The following is a 15,643-nucleotide window of genomic DNA, read 5'->3' as shown; positions in this document are numbered from 1 at the left end:
CCCCCCCCCCCCCCCCCCCCCCTTTTTTTTTTCAAGCACACGACGGCATACCAGATGCAGCGTAGTCTCGTGGGCTCGGAGATGTGTATAAGAGACAGGCGCGGCACCACCGCCACCTTGTGCGCGGTGGCCCACCGCAGCACCTGCTGGACCTCCTCGGTGCGGGTCGGCCGCACCACCGCCAGGGGTGTGCCCGCACCCGGATCGGCGGCGCGATCCTGCCGGTAGGAAGCCAGGATGTCCGGGTCGGTGACGACGACTCCTGCGGGAAGGGCGGAGATCAGCTCAGGCAGTGCGGTGTGGGTCACGGCTTGATGCTACGAGCGAGCCGGGTCGCGGTGAAATCCATCATCGGTGTCCAGAGTCCGCTAGATTCGTCCGGACCTGCAGTTTTGTGAGGTCGTCGGCACGTAGTTCAGACACGGCTCGGGGAGGATCTGTGCACGAGCTTGCTGTCTTCGGGTCTGCGGTGCTCGACATTGTCACCTGCGACGGAGACCGCGACCGGGCCATCGGTTTCGGCGGCACGTGCCTACATGCCGCACTGACCGCGGCGATGTCCGGATGCGCCGTTGAATTCTTCTCGCCCAGCTATCATGGGGCCGTCTCCGACTATTTCGCGAACGTCCTGGCCACTGCCGCCATCGAGTGGAACACCATTGCTCCGCCGCAATCTTTGCCAGTGTGCCGGGCTCTCGTCGACGGCAGCGGGTCACTCATTTCGGAGTCGTTCGATGCCGGCGGTGCCTACTCTGCGGTGACACCCGACATCATCGGGCAGATCGTGAGCACGCCGACGATGATCGGTACCGACTTCGATCATGCGGTTCTGCAGGCGGCCACCACGCAAGCCGCCCGCAACAAGGTCGCCAGTTGGTTATTGACCAGCGCATCGCTGAGTGCTCCGGTCGTCAGCCGACTGAATCCGCGCCCCACTTTTGTCGGGCTGAACCTCGAGGAGCTGCGGATCGCCACCGGTCAACAGTTGAGCGACCGGGACGACGACTCCATCGCCCGGGTGGCGCGCACCCTGGCGGCGCCCGGAGGCGCGGCGTTGGTCACGCTCGCCGATCGGGGTGCGCTCTTGGCCCCGGCATCGGCGGACTGGTACCTGGCGCAGAAGATTCCGCCGGCTTCGGGCGGACGTTGGCTCGGCGCCGGCGACGTCGCGTTCGGTGCGCTGGCCGCCGCGGTTATCCAGGGCGAGGATCTGCCCGCGGCCCTGAAGGTGGCCATGGCCACGGCACAGTCTTTCGGTCGCTCCCGAGCCGACGGCGTCTTGCGATATCGCAATGCCGCAGGCCCGATGCGGCCGACCGAGATCCCCGACCCCGAAATGCGTTACTACACATGAATAAGGCACATCATGGAGCATCCTGACATCACCCGCGTCGAGGCCCACCTGCGCAAGGCCGAGCGGCCGGTCGTCTTCTTCATCGGGGCGGGAATGTCGCGGCCGCTCGGCTTCCCGTCCTGGGTCGAGATGATCGAGAACCTCATCGAATACGGTCTGAGCGTCAAGCGATTGTCCGTGGAGCAGGCGGTTGTGGCGCGCGGGTTGCTCACCACCTACGACTACCTGAGCTGCGGTGAGTATCTGCGCCAGAAGATGGGGCACCGCGTCGACGAGCGGTTGTACGAGATCTTCGGTGGAGAGCTACCGGCTGATCTCGGCGTGTACGACTATCTGGTCCGGTTGCCCTGCGCCGGTTTCATCACCACCAACTACGATTCCGCGCTGGAGTCGGCCTACGCCAAGCACTTTCGCAGACCACTGGACGCGTTGCTCTCCGATGACCGGGCTCGCCTGGCGACCATCGGCGAGCGCAAGCCGTTTCTGTTCAAGCTGCACGGTGACGCGGACCGCCGCAAATTTGTGCTGAGCACGTCCGACTACGAGCAGATCAAGAGCAACGAGCCGCTGTCCCGCTTTCTCTATTCGCTGTTCTTCAATTATGAGTTGGTCTTCCTGGGATACGGATTGGGAGACAACGACATCCTGACCGTTCTGGACCTGTTGAGCCGCGATTTCAAGGAACGCGGTCCGCGTCACGTGGCCCTGCTTCCCGACACCGTGACGCCGGATCTGCGGGCCCGGCTGGAGGATAACTACGGTATCGACATCGCGCCGTACGACGTCGCCAAGGACGGCCATCGACCGGTATTGCGCACGGTCGCACAATGGTTCGTCAACCTCGCTGATGCAGAAGCGGATTCCCCGGCACGGCGAGGCCCGGCCGACTACCCGGCGTTGTTACGCGAGTATCCCGACCTGCTGATCCCGGAGCAGCGGGATATCTGCCGAGAAGGGTTGCAGCGGCTGCTTGCCATGCCCACACACTGGGGCCTCTCGCCGGACGGAACGCCGCGGGCGGCCAACACCGCCGAAGGGCTGATCGCCTTGGCGGCAACCAAATACGTGCTGGGCCAGGGTTATGAACCAGCCGACGAGGTGGACTGGCTGGTGGGCATGCAGGGCGACGACGGTGGATTCCTCAGCGTCACGATCGGTGAGGTCAACACCCACACCCATGCCCTCTGCCTGTTGGCGCTGGCGCAGTGGGCGGCACTGAAAGACGAGATCCCCCAGGTCCTTGCGGACGGGCGAGACTGGTTGCTCGGAGCGGCACGCCCCGACGAACCTGGTTGGGCGAGGTTCACCGATGACACCAGGGTCGCCGTCGTCCCGTCGCTGATGGCCTTTGGCGCCCTTCTGAATCTGGATGCATTCCCCCGGGACACCTGGATCCAGTTCCGTGACCAGCTGCTGATCAACCAGCAGATCGGGCACACGCTCGGCAGGACCGCCGCGAGTGCAGCCGCGGCCGGCTGGGCGCTGTGGTTCGTCGGGCAGTTGGCAGCACGAGGACTGGCCGAGGAACGTGATCACCGCCTGGTGGATCTCGCGCTCAAGCAGCTGACCAATCGACGTAACAACTTCCAGAGCGAGCACGAGGCGTTCGAGCACATCAAGAAAGGGGGCCACGGGGCTTGGCGGTCCTGGCACCACCCGACCGCGGCGGCGGTCGCACTCGGAGCCATGGCGTGGCTCGACGAGCGTCCGGAGCAGGCCTGGGACGTGTTCGGCCGAGCCCTTGCAGTGGTGCTGCGGCAGGTCGCCGACTCCGACGCGGCTTCCACACGGGACGGTGGGGACCACGCTGGCACCGAGGTATTCACCTTCGTGTGGATGTACGGGGTGTGGGCACTGGCGGAAGCGCTTCAGCGTCTCGGTGCCGGACGGATCGTGAAGGCCGGTCTGGTGGCGGTCGACGGTCGACGACTGTTGTTGCTGCGCAAGCGCGGCCGAGATTTGTTGATCCTGCCCGGCGGGACCATCGAATCGGGGGAGACCCCTGCGGAGGCGCTGGACCGCGAGCTCAAGGAGGAGCTCGGTGTGGTGGCGTCAGATGTCGGATTCTGGGACGTATTTACCAGCCGGGCAGCGTTTGAGCCGGGGGTGGAACTGGAGATCCACGCCTTCGACGGCGTTCTGGACGGGGTGCCCTCTGCGAGAGCCGAGATCGCCGACATCGTCTGGTTCGATCTCGATTCCGACGACGAACACGATCTATCGCCGATCATCCGTGAACAGATACTGCCCGAGCTTCGGACCAGGCTGCAGGCTTAAGCGGCCGCACCCGGTTCGGTGCGATCCAATTGCCGCAGGGCAGGTAGGAAGACTGCGACCACGCCGAGTAGCAGCATCGGCAGAGCCAGGGCGAGGAACGTGGCGTGCAGACCGGCCCGGTCGGCCATCGGACCGGCGACCACCAGGCCCAACGGACCCGCGGCGTAGGCCAGCGACCCCATCACGCCGACCACCCGGCCCCGCAGGTGCGCCGGAGCGCGCGTCTGCATGACGTAGTTGGCGATCGGCGCGATCGGCCCGTAGACCAGGCCCACGATCGCGCACATCGTCAGGATCAGCGGCAGCGGCGGCAGGAACGCGACCACCGTCATCGCCACGCCGAGCGTGATCACGGCGGTGAGCATGGTGGCGCGTCGGCTCAGATATTTCGACACCACGGCGTACCCGAGGGCGCCCACCAAACCGCCGATGCTCATGGCCATCAATACCCAACCCAGTTCGGCGGGCTGGTTGCGGTCGGTGAAGTACTTGGGGAACAGCACGCTCTCCATCGGCATGTACAACCCGGTGGCGACCAGGTCGATGATCGCCAGGGTGCGCAGCACCGGTGTGTGCCAGACGAATCGCAGGCCTTCGACGATGCCCGACCACACTCCGTCGGGCAACGCCTCCCGGTCGGGCCTGCCCGCGCCCTCCAGTCGCAATACCGCGATGGCTGCCAGCGAGCAGGCGAACGTCGCGGCTGTCACCCACATGGTGTTGATTCCGCCGATCGCGGCGATGAGCAAACCGCCGATGCCGGGGCCGACGATGTAGGCCAGGTTGAACGCGGCCTCGTACACACTGTTGGCGTGGTCCAGGCTCCAGCCGGCCTGTTCGGCGGCCTCGGGCAACATGGTCTGGCGTGCGGTCATGCCTGCCGGGTCGAAGAACGCACCGAAGGCGGCCAGCACAGCGAGTACCACGACGTTGATCACCTGCACGCCGAACACCAGGGCCAGCACCGGCACCGTCGCGACCGAGAGCCCCGAGAGCACGTCGGAGAGCATCGACACGCGCCGCCGGCCGAGGTAGTCCACGGCTGCCCCGGCGATCAGCGTCGCGGCCAGCAGCGGCAGTGTCGCGGCCATCGCGACGATCGCTGCGTCGAGCGCAGATCCGTTGCGCTGCAACACCAACCAGGGAAACGCCACCATCGAGATACCGTTGCCTGCGCCTGCCATCAAGGCGGCGGACAGGATCAACAGCAGTGGGCCGCGCTTGGTCTCGGTCATGGCTATCGCGGCGAATCTAACATCGTGGGGCACAGTGGACGGGTGCAGCGGGCTCAACTGCCTCATCCCCGGACCGGGAACCTGTTCGACTCACCGGTGCCGCCCGGCGCGGGTTGGCCCGGCGATCCCGCCGACCCTGACACCCCGGTGGCCCGGACCGCGCCACGCGTGCGGCGCCTGGCCGCCGGTGCCGACTCCGTCGGCGAACTCGACGCGCGGGTTTCGGTGTGCCGGGCCTGCCCGCGGCTGGTGGCGTGGCGCGAAGAGGTCGCCGTGGTCAAACGAAAGTCCTTCGCCGATGAGCCGTACTGGGGTAGACCCGCGACCGGGCTGGGTGCGGAGCATCCGCGCATCCTGATCGTGGGACTGGCTCCGGCCGCACACGGCGCCAACCGGACCGGCCGGGTCTTCACCGGCGACCGGTCCGGGGACTTTCTGTTCGCGGCCCTGCACCGCGTGGGTCTGGCGAACCAGGCCGAGAGCGTCGACGCGGCCGACGGCCTGCAGTTGATCGACGCCCGGATGGCCGCGGCCGTGCGCTGCGCCCCACCGGGCAACGCGCCGACCCCGGCCGAGCGCGCCACCTGTGCGCCCTGGCTGGACGCCGAATGGCGACTGGTCGGGGGGAGCGTGCGCGTGATCGTCGCGCTCGGTGGCTTCGCGTGGCGTTCGGCGTTGGACATGGTCGGCTCGGCGCAGCGCCCGGCGCCCAAGTTCGGCCACGGCGTCACCGCCACGCTGACCGGCGCCTTCGGGGAGGTGACGCTGCTGGGCTGCTTCCACCCGAGCCAGCAGAACACCTTCACCGGCCGGCTCACCGCGGCGATGCTCGACGACATCTTCGTGACCGCGCGCCGCATCGCACACGGGAACGAACCCGACCGGCCGTGACGTTGTGGCTGTCATGCGGCTTTCTGTCCTCGACCTCGTCCCGGTGCGCACCGATCAGACCACTGCCGATGCCCTGACCGCCACGACGCACCTCGCGCAGACCGCCGACCGGCTCGGCTACACCCGGTACTGGGTCGCCGAACACCACAACATGGCCGCGGTGGCGGCCACCAGCCCGCCGGTGCTGATCGCGCATCTGGCGGCCCACACGTCTCAGCTGCGCCTGGGCTCAGGCGGCGTGATGCTGCCCAACCACGCGCCGCTGGCGGTGGCCGAACAGTTCGCGCTCCTTGAGGCCGCCCATCCCGGTCGCATCGACCTCGGCATCGGCCGTGCGCCGGGCTCAGATCCCGTGACGTCGCTGGCCCTGCGCGGAGCCGCCGGTCGTGATGATCGCGACATCGAGGCCTTCCCGCAGTACCTCGACGACGTGATGGCGCTTATGGGCACCCGCGGCGTGCGGGTGCCGTTGCCGAGGGACCTGCTGCGCGAGAACTACGTCCTCAAGGCGACGCCTGCCGCGGCCAGCCAACCGCGGATGTGGTTGTTGGGGTCCTCGATGTACTCCGCGCACCTGGCTGCCGCCAAGGGGCTGCCGTACGTGTTCGCCCACCACTTCTCGGGGCAGGGCACCGCCGATGCGCTGGAGATCTACCGCGACGAATTCCAGCCCAGCGACGTGGCCGCCGAACCGCTGACCTTCCTGACCGTCAACGCCGTGGTGGCCGAAACCAGCGATGAGGCAAAGGCTTTGCTGCTGCCGCAACTGCAGATGATGGGGCGGTTGCGCACGGGGCAGCCGCTTGGCCCGCTCGATCTCGTGGAGGACGCGCAGGCCACAACGCTGACCCCGCAGGCCGAGGCCGTGGTGGCGTCCGGTCTGCTCCGCGCCGTCGTGGGATCGCCGACCGAGGCCGCCGATCAGGTACGGGCACTGGCCGAGGAGTTCGGGGTCGACGAGGTGATGGTCAACCCGGTCGCCTCAGCGCGGCGGGGCGCCGATCCGGCCACCGCGACGGCCCGTGACACCACCCTGGAACTGCTGGCGAAAGAGCTTTTCTAGCGGTCACTCCTGCGCAGACTCGTCGAGCTGCGCCAGCGCCGCACGCAGCAGGCGGGCCGACCCCTCGCGATCCGGGTCTCGGCGCAGCAGCATGCCCTTGGCGAACGCCAGCTTGTCGCCGTCGCGCCGCGGCACCACGTGCAGATGGATGTGGAACACGCTCTGGAAGGCGGCCTTGCCGTCGTTGATGGCGATGTTGGTGCCGTCTGCGTGAAGCCCCGATTCACGTGCGGCCCGGGCAATGCGCTGACCGACGACGGCCATCCCGGCGAGGGTCTCCGGAGGCGTGTCGGTGAGGTCGACGGTGTGCCTCTTCGGGATCACCAGGGTGTGGCCCGGCGTGAACGGCCGGATATCGAGGATGCCGAGGTAGTCGTCGTCTTCGTAGATGCGGACGGCCGGGGCCTCACCGGCGACGATGGCACAGAACACGCATGACATACCGCCACGTTATCCGGGGCCGAAAGGGCAGCCGAAGGCGTCCGGTTCACCGCCCGTCGGGAGAGCCACTTTTCGGCAAAGAACGAGTACCTTCACCGTATGGCCTGCGGGGGCGTCAAATATGCGCTACATCGGAGGTCCAGCAACGATCTAGTAGCTCGCGTGGAGGTTGCCCGATGAATCCTCTGGCTGCCACTCTGACGGTCCGACTCGGAACCAGCGCCGCGAATCTCGTGCTGCTCGAAGATGGGGAGTGGACGCGTTACCCGTGGCCCGAGGTTCTCGCTCGTGCTGAGAACACGGCCGAGCGGTTGCTCGACGACGGGGTGACGCGCGTCGGGCTGGTCGGTGAACCCACCGCGGAGTTGGTCTCGGCGATCATCGGCTCGATTTTGGCCGGGACGGCGGTGTCGATCTTGCCGGGGCCGGTTCGCGGCGCCGAAGCCGCACAGTGGGCGCACAACACGTTGAATCGGTTCCGCGGCATCGGCGTGCAACGCGTGCTGAGCCAGGGCAGCTATCTGGAACGCTTGACCGAGGTAGCCGACAACCTGCAGATCGTCGATCTCGTCGGGCTCGCGCACGCCCAGCGGTCCACAACCTTTGCCGCGCCCGACGGGGACGCCCCGTTCGCGGTCCTGCAGGGCACCGCGGGCTCGACGGGTTTGCCACGGACCGTGCAGATTTCGCCCGCCGCGATGCTGGCCAACCTGACCGGCATCAACGAGCGAACCGGTGTCACCGCGGACACGGTGGGATGCTCGTGGCTGCCGCTCTATCACGACATGGGTCTGAGTTTTCTGATGTCGGGCGCGGTGGCCGGCGTGGAGGTCTGGCAGGCACCGACCTCGGCGTTCCAGTCGTCGCCGTTCCGCTGGCTGAACTGGCTCACCGAGAGCCGGGCCACCTGCACCGCCGCGCCGAACATGGCATACGGCATGATCGGCAAGTACGCCCGCCGCGTCACCGGCATCGACTTGTCGTCACTTCGCTTCGCCCTCAACGGCGGAGAACCCGTCGACTGTGAGCTGACCGAACGCTTCGCGGTGGAGATGGCCAGGTTCGGATTCTCTGCCAATGCTTTGGCGCCGTCGTATGGTTTGGCTGAATCCACCTGTGCGGTAACCGTTCCCGCCCCAGGAGTTGGAATGCTGGTGGACGAGACCGTGTTTCGCACCGAAGCTGGGACCTCGCCACGTCGGCACGTGGTGCTGGGTGGGCCCGTCGCCGGTATGGAGGTGCGCATCGAGCCACACGAAGCCGCCGCGGTGGAAGTAACCGACCGCGAGGTCGGCGAGGTCGTCATCCGGGGCACGTCGATGATGTCGGGCTATCTCGGCGGCGAAACCTTGGGCGCCGAGGAATGGTTCCACACAGGCGATCTGGGTTACTTCGTCGACGGTGGGCTGGTGGTGTGCGGCCGGGCCAAGGAGATCATCACCGTGGCCGGCCGCAACGTGTTTCCCGCCGAGGTCGAGCAGGTCGCGGCCCAGGTGCCCGGCGTCCGGGAGGGCGCGGTGGTGGCCGTCGGGGTCGGGGAAGGCTCGATCCGTCCCAGCCTCGTGATCGCCGCCGAGTTCCGCGGGCCCGACGAGGCGGGCGCGCGCACCCGGGTGATCCAGCAGGTGGCCTCCGGCTGTGGCGTGGTGCCCGCCGATGTCGTGTTCGTCAAACCCGGTGCGCTGCCTCGCACGTCGTCGGGCAAGCTGCGGCGCTTCGAGGTCAAACGGACGCTGGTGGCCGACTGGGTGTAGCAGGCGTCAGCTGTTGGCGGCCGCCCAATCGTTGAGGCGGCGTTCCTGTTCCTCCGGTGAGAGATCCTCGACGCGGGTCATCACGCTCCAGCGTTGACCGAACGGGTCGATGATCGACGCGAATCGGTCGCCGGTGACGAACGTCTGGATCGGCTCGCGGACGGTGGCCCCGGCCGCCACGGCACGTTCCGTCACTGCGTCGGCGTCGGCGCAGTAGAACGCGATCGAACCGGTGGCGTAGGCGTTCTTGTCGGGCGCGGCAAGTTGATACGCGTCCTGCGGGTCGCCCAGTTGTAGCCGCCCGTTGCCGAAGTCCAGTTCGGCATGCGCGACGGTGCCGTCGGGGCCGTCCATCCTGCTCACCAGCGTGGCGCCGAACACCGATACGTAGAAATCGATGGCGTCCGCGGCACCGTCCAGGCAGAGGAACGGGGTGAGGCTCGTATAGCCGTCGGGAATCGGTTTCACAGTCATGTCGCCCAGTTTCGTAGCCTGGGTGCGATGGGTGCTTGGAGAAACGCGCCAGAACCGAACGCGCCGGTGCGCGGCGTTGTCGGCCGGGCCGGTACCGGCTCGGTGTTCGATCTGCACCGCTGGGCGCCGTCGCCGGACGCTGCCCGGTTCGTCGAGCACCTCTGGTCGGTCAGCTGGGATCGGCGCGACGACGGGCCCTTCGAGAGCACCGTCATCACCTTTCCGGCCATGCACATCACCCGAGAATGGGGGGACGACGATGTCCGCCATGGGTTTTCGTTGCCCAACACCTTGGTGCACGGCGTGGTGCCGCAGGTCTTCCGCACCACGATCAGTGAGCGCGGCACGGTGGTGGGCGCTCGATTCCACCCTGGCGGGTTCACCGCGCGCTTCGGTAGGGACGCGGGTGACTTGACCGGGCGGGTTGTGCCGGTCGATGACGAATTATTCGGGAGGCCAATAGTTCTCGATGACGATGTGGCAGCTGCGGGGACTGCGCTCGATGCGGCTATCGGTGCGTGCACGGCCGAGTTGGACGCGACGTATAGGGCGTTGACGCCGTTACTGGACCGGATGCGGGAAGACGCGACACTGCACCGCGTGGAACAGGTGATGGCTCATGCACCCTGGAGCACGCGCACAACCCAGCGGGTGTTCCGGCGGTATGTCGGTGTGCCCGCCAAGTGGGTGTTGTGTCGCTATCGCCTGCAGCAGGCGGCGCTGGAGATCGAAAGTACGCCCGGGGTGGACTTCGCTGATCTGGCCGTGCGCCTCGGCTGGTATGACCAGGCGCATTTCAGCAACGATTTCCGCGCCATGCTGGGCTGGACGCCCGGAGAATACGCCAGCCGGTTCGGTGGCTGACGCTAGATGACCACTGCGTTTAGAAGGGTGGTGGTTGGTAGTTGGTGGCGAGCCAGGCTTGGTGTTGGCGTTGTTGTTCGGTGTTGAGGGCGGCGCGGTGGCGGCGTTCGGCGGCGATGCGGTCGCGGCGGTCGTGTTCGCGGGTTTGGGTGCGGGTGGGCATCATCAGGGAGCGGTAGGCGCTGGGTTCGGCGGGGGTGGCCACGGTGATCTGCCCGGTGGGTTGGGCCAGGGTGGGGAACAGGGCCGCGCCGTGGGGTTGGGTGCGGTAGGTGTGTCCGGTGGGGGCGGTGAGCAGCACGGTGCCGTCGGGGAGTTGACGATCGCTCCAGCCGGGGCGGAACGTTTTGATCAGATGGTGATGCCGGCAGTAGAGCTTGAGGTTCGACGGGTGGGTCGCCCCGTAGGGGTAGGGCACGGTGTGATCGATGTCGGTGGCGGCGGCGGGGGCGTCACAGCCGGGCCAGCGGCAGGTCAGATCTCGCCACCGCACGAAGTCGCGCAACGCTGCTGAGGGGCGGTATCCGGGGGTTTCGGTGGGCACCGCCACGGGTGTGGTGCGCCCGGAGGCGGCCAATTCCCGGACCGACTCGGCGGGCTGGATCCCGAACCCGGGCAGGTATCCCGGCGCATCGGAGGTGCCGTCGACGGTGGCTTGCTCGGCCAGGACATGCACGACCGCGGCGTCGGCGGCAGCACGCTGCGCGGCGGCGGGGCAGTCCGCAGTGCCGCATCGGCACGGCAGTTGCGCTTCTAGCCGCGACAGGGGCCCGAGGGCGGCGGAGCGGCGTTGTTGGTGGGTGCGGGGGTCGTTGTCGCACACGGTGGCGGCCAGGGCGTCGAGGCGTTGGTCGAAGGCGGCGCCGTCGGCGGCGTTGACGGTGCCCCAGATGACTGCTTCGCCGGGGGTGGTGGCTTCGACGGTGATGTGGTGGGCTTCTTCGGCGCTGGGGGTACGCGGACGCCGTCGGGGTCGTATTTGGCCACCCACAGGTCGACGCGGTCCTGCAGTTTGGGGTCGGACAGGCGCATCCATTTGGGCGCGTGGCGGGCCAGGGCGGCGTCGAGGTCGGTGATCACCGCGGTGTCGACGGTGGCGGTGCGGGCGATGATGGTGCGCACCACCCGGTAGTCGATGGCGCCGGTGGCGAAAACCGCCGCGACCTGCGGCAGTTTGTCGCGCAGGGCGCGCGCGTACCGGATTTGGGCGCCGGCGCGGGGTCGGCTGATGGCCAATGCTGCGGATACTTCGGCGGCGACCTCGTCGAACGGGTCGGTGCGCCAGAAGATGGTTTCGGCCAGGTCTTGTTCCCGGCGGGTGTCGAGTTCGCCGATCAGTGCTAGCCGGCGGGCGATGGCCCCGGCCTCGGCTCGTGCTGAGTGCTCAACCCGTCGATCAGGTCGGCGTCAGTCAGCTCGAACATACGTGCGATTATGCCACCCAGCACCGACACGTCCCGACGCCCATATCCCGTGCCACACTTGCCCGATGGCATTGTTCGGAAGTTCCGACGACGATCTGCGGCGCCGCATCGAGGATCTGGAACGGCGGGTCGCGTACCTGGAGCGGGCGGCGGCGGGCACGGGCCGACCCGCGGCGCCGACACCCGGTCAGCCCGGCGAGCTGATGGCCAGCCCGATGGTGCACCAGTTGGCGTTGCAGGGCAACAAGATCGCAGCGATCAAACTGCTCAGGGACGAGACGGGCCTCGGCCTCAAGGAAGCCAAGGACATCGTCGATCGAATGGCCTGACCAGGCCGAGCCTCAGTGCCGCCTGGTGTGGTGGAACCAGTGGAAGTGACGGTGTGAGGAGCGCTGGGTCTGCGCGGCCTTGTCGATCTTCTCGCCGATCTTCGAGACGAGCTGCCCGACGAACTGCGGATCGGACTTGTCGTCGCACAGGCCGACCTCGACCACCACGTTGTCCCGCGCGGACAGTCCGTCATGACACGTCCAGCCGCCGGCGTCGGAACCGATCTTGGTGATCGACCACAGCACGACGCCGTCGCTCTCGGAAACATCGCCGTTGCGCCAGTTGTCGGTGGTGGGCGGATTGTCGGACGTCATGGTCACCTGGAACGTCTTGCCGACGCACTGCTGCCACTTGCCCTTGGTGGTGTCGACGAACTGCTTCGCGGCGTCAGCATCGGGAAAGGCGACGACGGCCTGCGTGAGACTGAAATCCTGACCCTTGTCGGCGTCGGCATCTGTGGACCTGAGGTTTTGCCTGCGCACTGCCGTCGATCCGCTGTTGGCGTGCTCGCGCTCGGCGGCAAGGACAAAGTTGCACGGGTCGGGTTCGCTGGTGTCCCAATTGCTTTCGACGGCTCCGCCGTAATCGGCGTCGGGCTCCAGCGGGCTGGTCCCCAGAACGGTGCCCGCCTCGGCCTTGGTCAGCAGCACGCCTGCCAGCGCGGACTCTTTGACGATCCGCTCCTCGTCGGAGCCGCCGAGCAACCACAACACCAACGCGACGATCAGCATCACGACCACGAACACCACCGCGAGAACGGTGATGATCAGGCGCGAGCGGCTGCGGCGCGGCGGGGCGGGTGGCGGCGGGGGAGCCGCGTAACCGCCACCGGGTGCCCAGGGCTGGCCGGGCATCGGCTGCGGTGAACCCCAGTTCTGGGCGGACGGCCAGGGGTCTGCTGGCGGAAACGTCATCGTGGTTCCTTCGGAAAGCCTGGGGGAGCTGGTGGCGGTGGACAACGCGCCGTGATCGCCCCCCGGTAGCTGAAGCGTAATGGGTCAGCCTGCGGATGCCTGACGGCAATCCGTCACAACAGGGCAGCTCGCCACGCAAGCAGCTTGTCGGCGTAAGCCATGGTGTGCGCGGGGCTGGTGGACGGCAGCCGGACGCTGGGCGGCGAAGTGTCCACACCGACGAGGCGGCGGTAGTTGGTCTCGGCGGCCGCGCCGTTGAACAGCACCCGGGCGATGTCGCGGTGATCGTCGAAGAACGATCCGAAGTCGTTGGGCACCATGCTGTCTGGCTCGACGGCGGAATCGAGGCTGCCCACCCGGCGACACGATCGCAGGACATCCCACACCGCGATCCCGTGCTGCACCAGCGCGCACACCCGCTCGTCGTAGGGTGCGGCCGCGTCGAATCCGAATACCTCGGCGGTGATCCGCCAGAACGCGTTACGCGGATTGCCGTAGTACTGGCCGGCGGCCAGCGACATGACACTCGGCATGTTTCCGAGAATGAGCAGGCGTGGCTGTTTGCCGACGATGGGCGCCAGCCCGTGCAGAAGCTCACTCACCACAGGCACTCAACCACACGCGGGCGCCCCGAACGGAGTGGGGAATTCACGTTCGGGGCGCCATGTCGTGTGGTCTCAGCTGAGGTGATGGACCTCCTGCAGTCCGTACACGGGCGTCGCCAGCCCTTCATAACGGGCCTTGAGCTGCAACGCCAGATACAGCGAGTAGTGCCGCGACTGGTGCAGATTGCCGCCGTGGAACCAGAGATTCTCCTGCTGGGTGGGCTTCCACATGTTGCGCTGCTCGCCCTCCCACGGCCCGGGGTCCTTGGCGGTGTCCGAACCGAGGCCCCAGACCTTGCCGACCTTGTCGGCGACGTCCTGGCCGATCAGGTCGGCGGCCCAGCCGTTCATCGAACCGAAGCCGGTGGCGTAGACGACGACGTCGGCGGGCAGTTCGGTACCGTCGGCCAGGATCACCGAGTCCTCGGTCAGACGGTCGACCTGGCCGTGGGCCAGCTTCACGCTGCCGTCGGCGATCAGGTCCGATGCGCCCACGTCGATGTAGTAACCCGAGCCGCGGCGCAGGTACTTCATGAACAGCCCGGAGTCGTCGTCACCGAAGTCCAGCTCGAAACCGGCGGCCTCCAGGCGCGAGTAGAAGTCCTTGTCGCGCCGCCGAATTGCGTCGTAGATCGGTCGCTGGAAGTCGGCCATGATGCGGTAGGGCAGGGACGCGAACGTCAGGTCTGCCTTCTCGGTTGTCATGCCCGCGGCGACGGCACGCTCCGAGTAGAGGTCACCGAGGCCCAGATCCATCAGCGACTCGGACTTGACGATGTGCGTCGAGCTGCGCTGCACCATGGTGACATCCACGTCGTTCTCGTAGAGCGCCTTGCAGATGTCGTGTGCGGAGTTGTTCGACCCGATCACCACTGCGCGCTTGCCGACGTACTGGTCGGGGCCCGGGTGATGGCTTGAGTGGTGCTGATCGCCGCGGAACACTTCCTGGCCGGGCAGGGTCGGGATGCTGGGCTTGCCCGACATGCCCGTCGCCAGCACCAGGTGCACCGGCCGCAGCGTCACGGGCTCGCCGTTGCGGTTCACCTCGACCGTCCAGCGCTGCTCGGCTTCGTCGTAGGAGGCCGACAGGCACGTCGTCGAACTCCAGTACGGCACCTCCATGACGCGGGTGTAGAACTCGAGCCAGTCGCCGATCTTGTCCTTCGGCGCGAACACCGGCCAGTTGGCGGGGAACGGCAGGTACGGCAGATGGTCGTACCACACCGGATCGTGCAGGCACAGCGACTTGTAGCGCTTGCGCCACTGGTCGCCGGGGCGTTCGTGCTGGTCGACGACGATGGCGGGCACGCCGAGCTGGCGCAGCCGGGCGCCCAGCGCGATACCGCCCTGGCCGCCGCCGATCACCACGATGTAGGGCTGCTCGGTGTAGCCCAGGGTCAGCTCCTCGTCGAGACGCTTCTCGGCCCACGAACGCCGGTCCGGGTCGGAGCCGTGCACGGCGCCGAGCACCCGGGTCGCGCCCTTGCGCTCCTCGTGGCCCTTGAGCTCCTGCAGGGTGGTCAGCAGAGTCCAGCCCTCGTCGTCGCGCAGCCGCAGATGACCCTTACCGCGGCCGACGGCGGTCTCGAACTCGATGAACGCCGACGTGATGACGTGCTCGCCGTCGAGGTCCTCGGTGGGAGCCTCCGCAGTGCGGAACCCGGACGGAGCGGTGTCGTCCAGGCGCTCGGTCAACATGCCGGAGATGCCGTGACGACCCTCGACGGTCTTGAGGTTCCAGGTGAACGCGACGAGGTCGCGCCAGAAGCTGTCGGTGGCGAACTTGCCCACGACGCGGTCGATGTCCCGCTCGGCCAGTGCGGACTCGAAGTCAGCCAGCCAGGCGTCCACCCGTTCCTGCGGTGACAGTGTGGCCAGCGGTGCTGCGGTGGTCTGTGTCATGTGAGTCAGCCCACACGGTGTCAACGACCGCGACAAGGGTTGCACGGGGTTGCAGCCTGCCCGACGGTTGCGGGCGCAAATGAACACAAAAGAGAACGCAACCTGTTGCAACCCT

General features: G+C 67.4%; 14 protein-coding genes and 1 pseudogene. 7 read left to right on the top strand and 8 right to left on the bottom strand.

From position 1 onward, the window contains the following. A partial coding sequence (locus A5784_RS10600) for an FAD-binding oxidoreductase (RefSeq protein WP_502687506.1) occupies positions 1 to 308 on the bottom strand: 308 nt, incomplete at its 3' end. 131 nt (positions 309 to 439) lie between these two features. On the opposite strand from A5784_RS10600, the gene A5784_RS10595 reads away from it, so the two are divergent. Then, positions 440 to 1,354 (top strand): carbohydrate kinase family protein, encoded by a 915-nt coding sequence (locus A5784_RS10595; protein WP_064944857.1) that lies wholly within the window; start codon positions 440 to 442, stop codon positions 1,352 to 1,354. A gap of 12 nt (positions 1,355 to 1,366) precedes the next feature. Then, the gene (locus A5784_RS37470) at positions 1,367 to 3,631 is read left to right on the top strand and encodes an SIR2 family protein (RefSeq protein WP_082944753.1); all 2,265 of its coding nucleotides are present in this window, start codon (positions 1,367 to 1,369) and stop codon (positions 3,629 to 3,631) included. Here the strand turns inward: A5784_RS37470 and tap are convergent. Continuing rightward, positions 3,628 to 4,866 (bottom strand): multidrug efflux MFS transporter Tap, encoded by a 1,239-nt coding sequence (gene tap / locus A5784_RS10585; RefSeq protein WP_064944856.1) that lies wholly within the window; start codon positions 4,864 to 4,866, stop codon positions 3,628 to 3,630. The genes A5784_RS37470 and tap overlap by 4 nt on opposite strands. Before the next feature lie 42 nt (positions 4,867 to 4,908). Here tap and A5784_RS10580 point away from each other — a divergent pair, with 42 nt between their 5' ends. Further along, complete coding sequence (locus A5784_RS10580) at positions 4,909 to 5,757, top strand: uracil-DNA glycosylase (RefSeq protein ID WP_064944855.1); 849 nt, start codon at positions 4,909 to 4,911, stop codon at positions 5,755 to 5,757. Between the two features lie 13 nt (positions 5,758 to 5,770). Further along, on the top strand, positions 5,771 to 6,820 hold the full coding sequence (locus A5784_RS10575; protein ID WP_064944870.1) for an LLM class flavin-dependent oxidoreductase: 1,050 nt from the start codon (positions 5,771 to 5,773) through the stop codon (positions 6,818 to 6,820). Between the two features lie 3 nt (positions 6,821 to 6,823). Here the strand turns inward: A5784_RS10575 and A5784_RS10570 are convergent, their stop codons facing one another. Then, a complete protein-coding gene (locus A5784_RS10570) occupies positions 6,824 to 7,261 on the bottom strand; it encodes an HIT family protein (RefSeq protein WP_064944854.1) in 438 nt (145 codons plus the stop codon). Between the two features lie 176 nt (positions 7,262 to 7,437). Here A5784_RS10570 and mbtM point away from each other — a divergent pair, with 176 nt between their 5' ends. Next, complete coding sequence (gene mbtM / locus A5784_RS10565; RefSeq protein ID WP_064944853.1) at positions 7,438 to 9,015, top strand: long-chain-fatty acid--ACP ligase MbtM; 1,578 nt, start codon at positions 7,438 to 7,440, stop codon at positions 9,013 to 9,015. 6 nt (positions 9,016 to 9,021) lie between these two features. Here the strand turns inward: mbtM and A5784_RS10560 are convergent, their stop codons facing one another. Then, positions 9,022 to 9,489, bottom strand: a complete 468-nt coding sequence (locus A5784_RS10560) for a VOC family protein (protein ID WP_064944852.1) — start codon at positions 9,487 to 9,489, stop codon at positions 9,022 to 9,024. 27 nt (positions 9,490 to 9,516) lie between these two features. Between A5784_RS10560 and A5784_RS10555 the strand changes: the two genes are divergently transcribed. After that, positions 9,517 to 10,353, top strand: a complete 837-nt coding sequence (locus tag A5784_RS10555) for an AraC family transcriptional regulator (RefSeq protein WP_064944851.1) — start codon at positions 9,517 to 9,519, stop codon at positions 10,351 to 10,353. Positions 10,354 to 10,372: 19 nt separating this feature from the next. Here the strand turns inward: A5784_RS10555 and A5784_RS10550 are convergent. Further along, a pseudogene (locus A5784_RS10550) lies at positions 10,373 to 11,777 on the bottom strand (HNH endonuclease signature motif containing protein). 65 nt (positions 11,778 to 11,842) lie between these two features. Here A5784_RS10550 and A5784_RS10545 point away from each other — a divergent pair. Further along, complete coding sequence (locus A5784_RS10545) at positions 11,843 to 12,106, top strand: ribosomal protein L7/L12 (protein ID WP_064944850.1); 264 nt, start codon at positions 11,843 to 11,845, stop codon at positions 12,104 to 12,106. Positions 12,107 to 12,118: 12 nt separating this feature from the next. On the opposite strand, the gene A5784_RS10540 is transcribed toward A5784_RS10545, so the two are convergent. The 3 genes from A5784_RS10540 to A5784_RS10530 form a co-directional block, all read right to left on the bottom strand. Next, entirely contained in the window at positions 12,119 to 13,021 is a 903-nt protein-coding gene (locus A5784_RS10540) for a sensor domain-containing protein (RefSeq protein WP_082944752.1), read from the bottom strand. Between the two features lie 113 nt (positions 13,022 to 13,134). Further along, positions 13,135 to 13,623, bottom strand: a complete 489-nt coding sequence (locus A5784_RS10535; RefSeq protein ID WP_156750487.1) for a DNA-deoxyinosine glycosylase — start codon at positions 13,621 to 13,623, stop codon at positions 13,135 to 13,137. Between the two features lie 75 nt (positions 13,624 to 13,698). Continuing rightward, complete coding sequence (locus A5784_RS10530; RefSeq protein ID WP_064944847.1) at positions 13,699 to 15,528, bottom strand: flavin-containing monooxygenase; 1,830 nt, start codon at positions 15,526 to 15,528, stop codon at positions 13,699 to 13,701. Between the last annotated feature and the right edge of the window lie 115 nt (positions 15,529 to 15,643).

The sequence above is a fragment of the Mycobacterium sp. 852013-50091_SCH5140682 genome (assembly GCF_001665685.1).
Taxonomy (GTDB): domain Bacteria; phylum Actinomycetota; class Actinomycetes; order Mycobacteriales; family Mycobacteriaceae; genus Mycobacterium.
Note: the sequence above shows the minus strand (reverse complement) of the source record. Positions and strands in the feature narration are given on the sequence as shown.

Coding starts and splice junctions, on each gene's coding strand:
- A5784_RS37470 (WP_082944753.1), top strand. CDS start 1,367: ATGGAGCATCCTGACATCACCCGCGTCGAGGCCCACCTGCGCAAGGCC.
- tap (WP_064944856.1), bottom strand. CDS start 4,866: ATGACCGAGACCAAGCGCGGCCCACTGCTGTTGATCCTGTCCGCCGCC.
- A5784_RS10575 (WP_064944870.1), top strand. CDS start 5,771: ATGCGGCTTTCTGTCCTCGACCTCGTCCCGGTGCGCACCGATCAGACC.
- A5784_RS10570 (WP_064944854.1), bottom strand. CDS start 7,261: ATGTCATGCGTGTTCTGTGCCATCGTCGCCGGTGAGGCCCCGGCCGTC.
- mbtM (WP_064944853.1), top strand. CDS start 7,438: ATGAATCCTCTGGCTGCCACTCTGACGGTCCGACTCGGAACCAGCGCC.
- A5784_RS10560 (WP_064944852.1), bottom strand. CDS start 9,489: ATGACTGTGAAACCGATTCCCGACGGCTATACGAGCCTCACCCCGTTC.
- A5784_RS10555 (WP_064944851.1), top strand. CDS start 9,517: ATGGGTGCTTGGAGAAACGCGCCAGAACCGAACGCGCCGGTGCGCGGC.
- A5784_RS10545 (WP_064944850.1), top strand. CDS start 11,843: ATGGCATTGTTCGGAAGTTCCGACGACGATCTGCGGCGCCGCATCGAG.
- A5784_RS10540 (WP_082944752.1), bottom strand. CDS start 13,021: ATGACGTTTCCGCCAGCAGACCCCTGGCCGTCCGCCCAGAACTGGGGT.
- A5784_RS10530 (WP_064944847.1), bottom strand. CDS start 15,528: ATGACACAGACCACCGCAGCACCGCTGGCCACACTGTCACCGCAGGAA.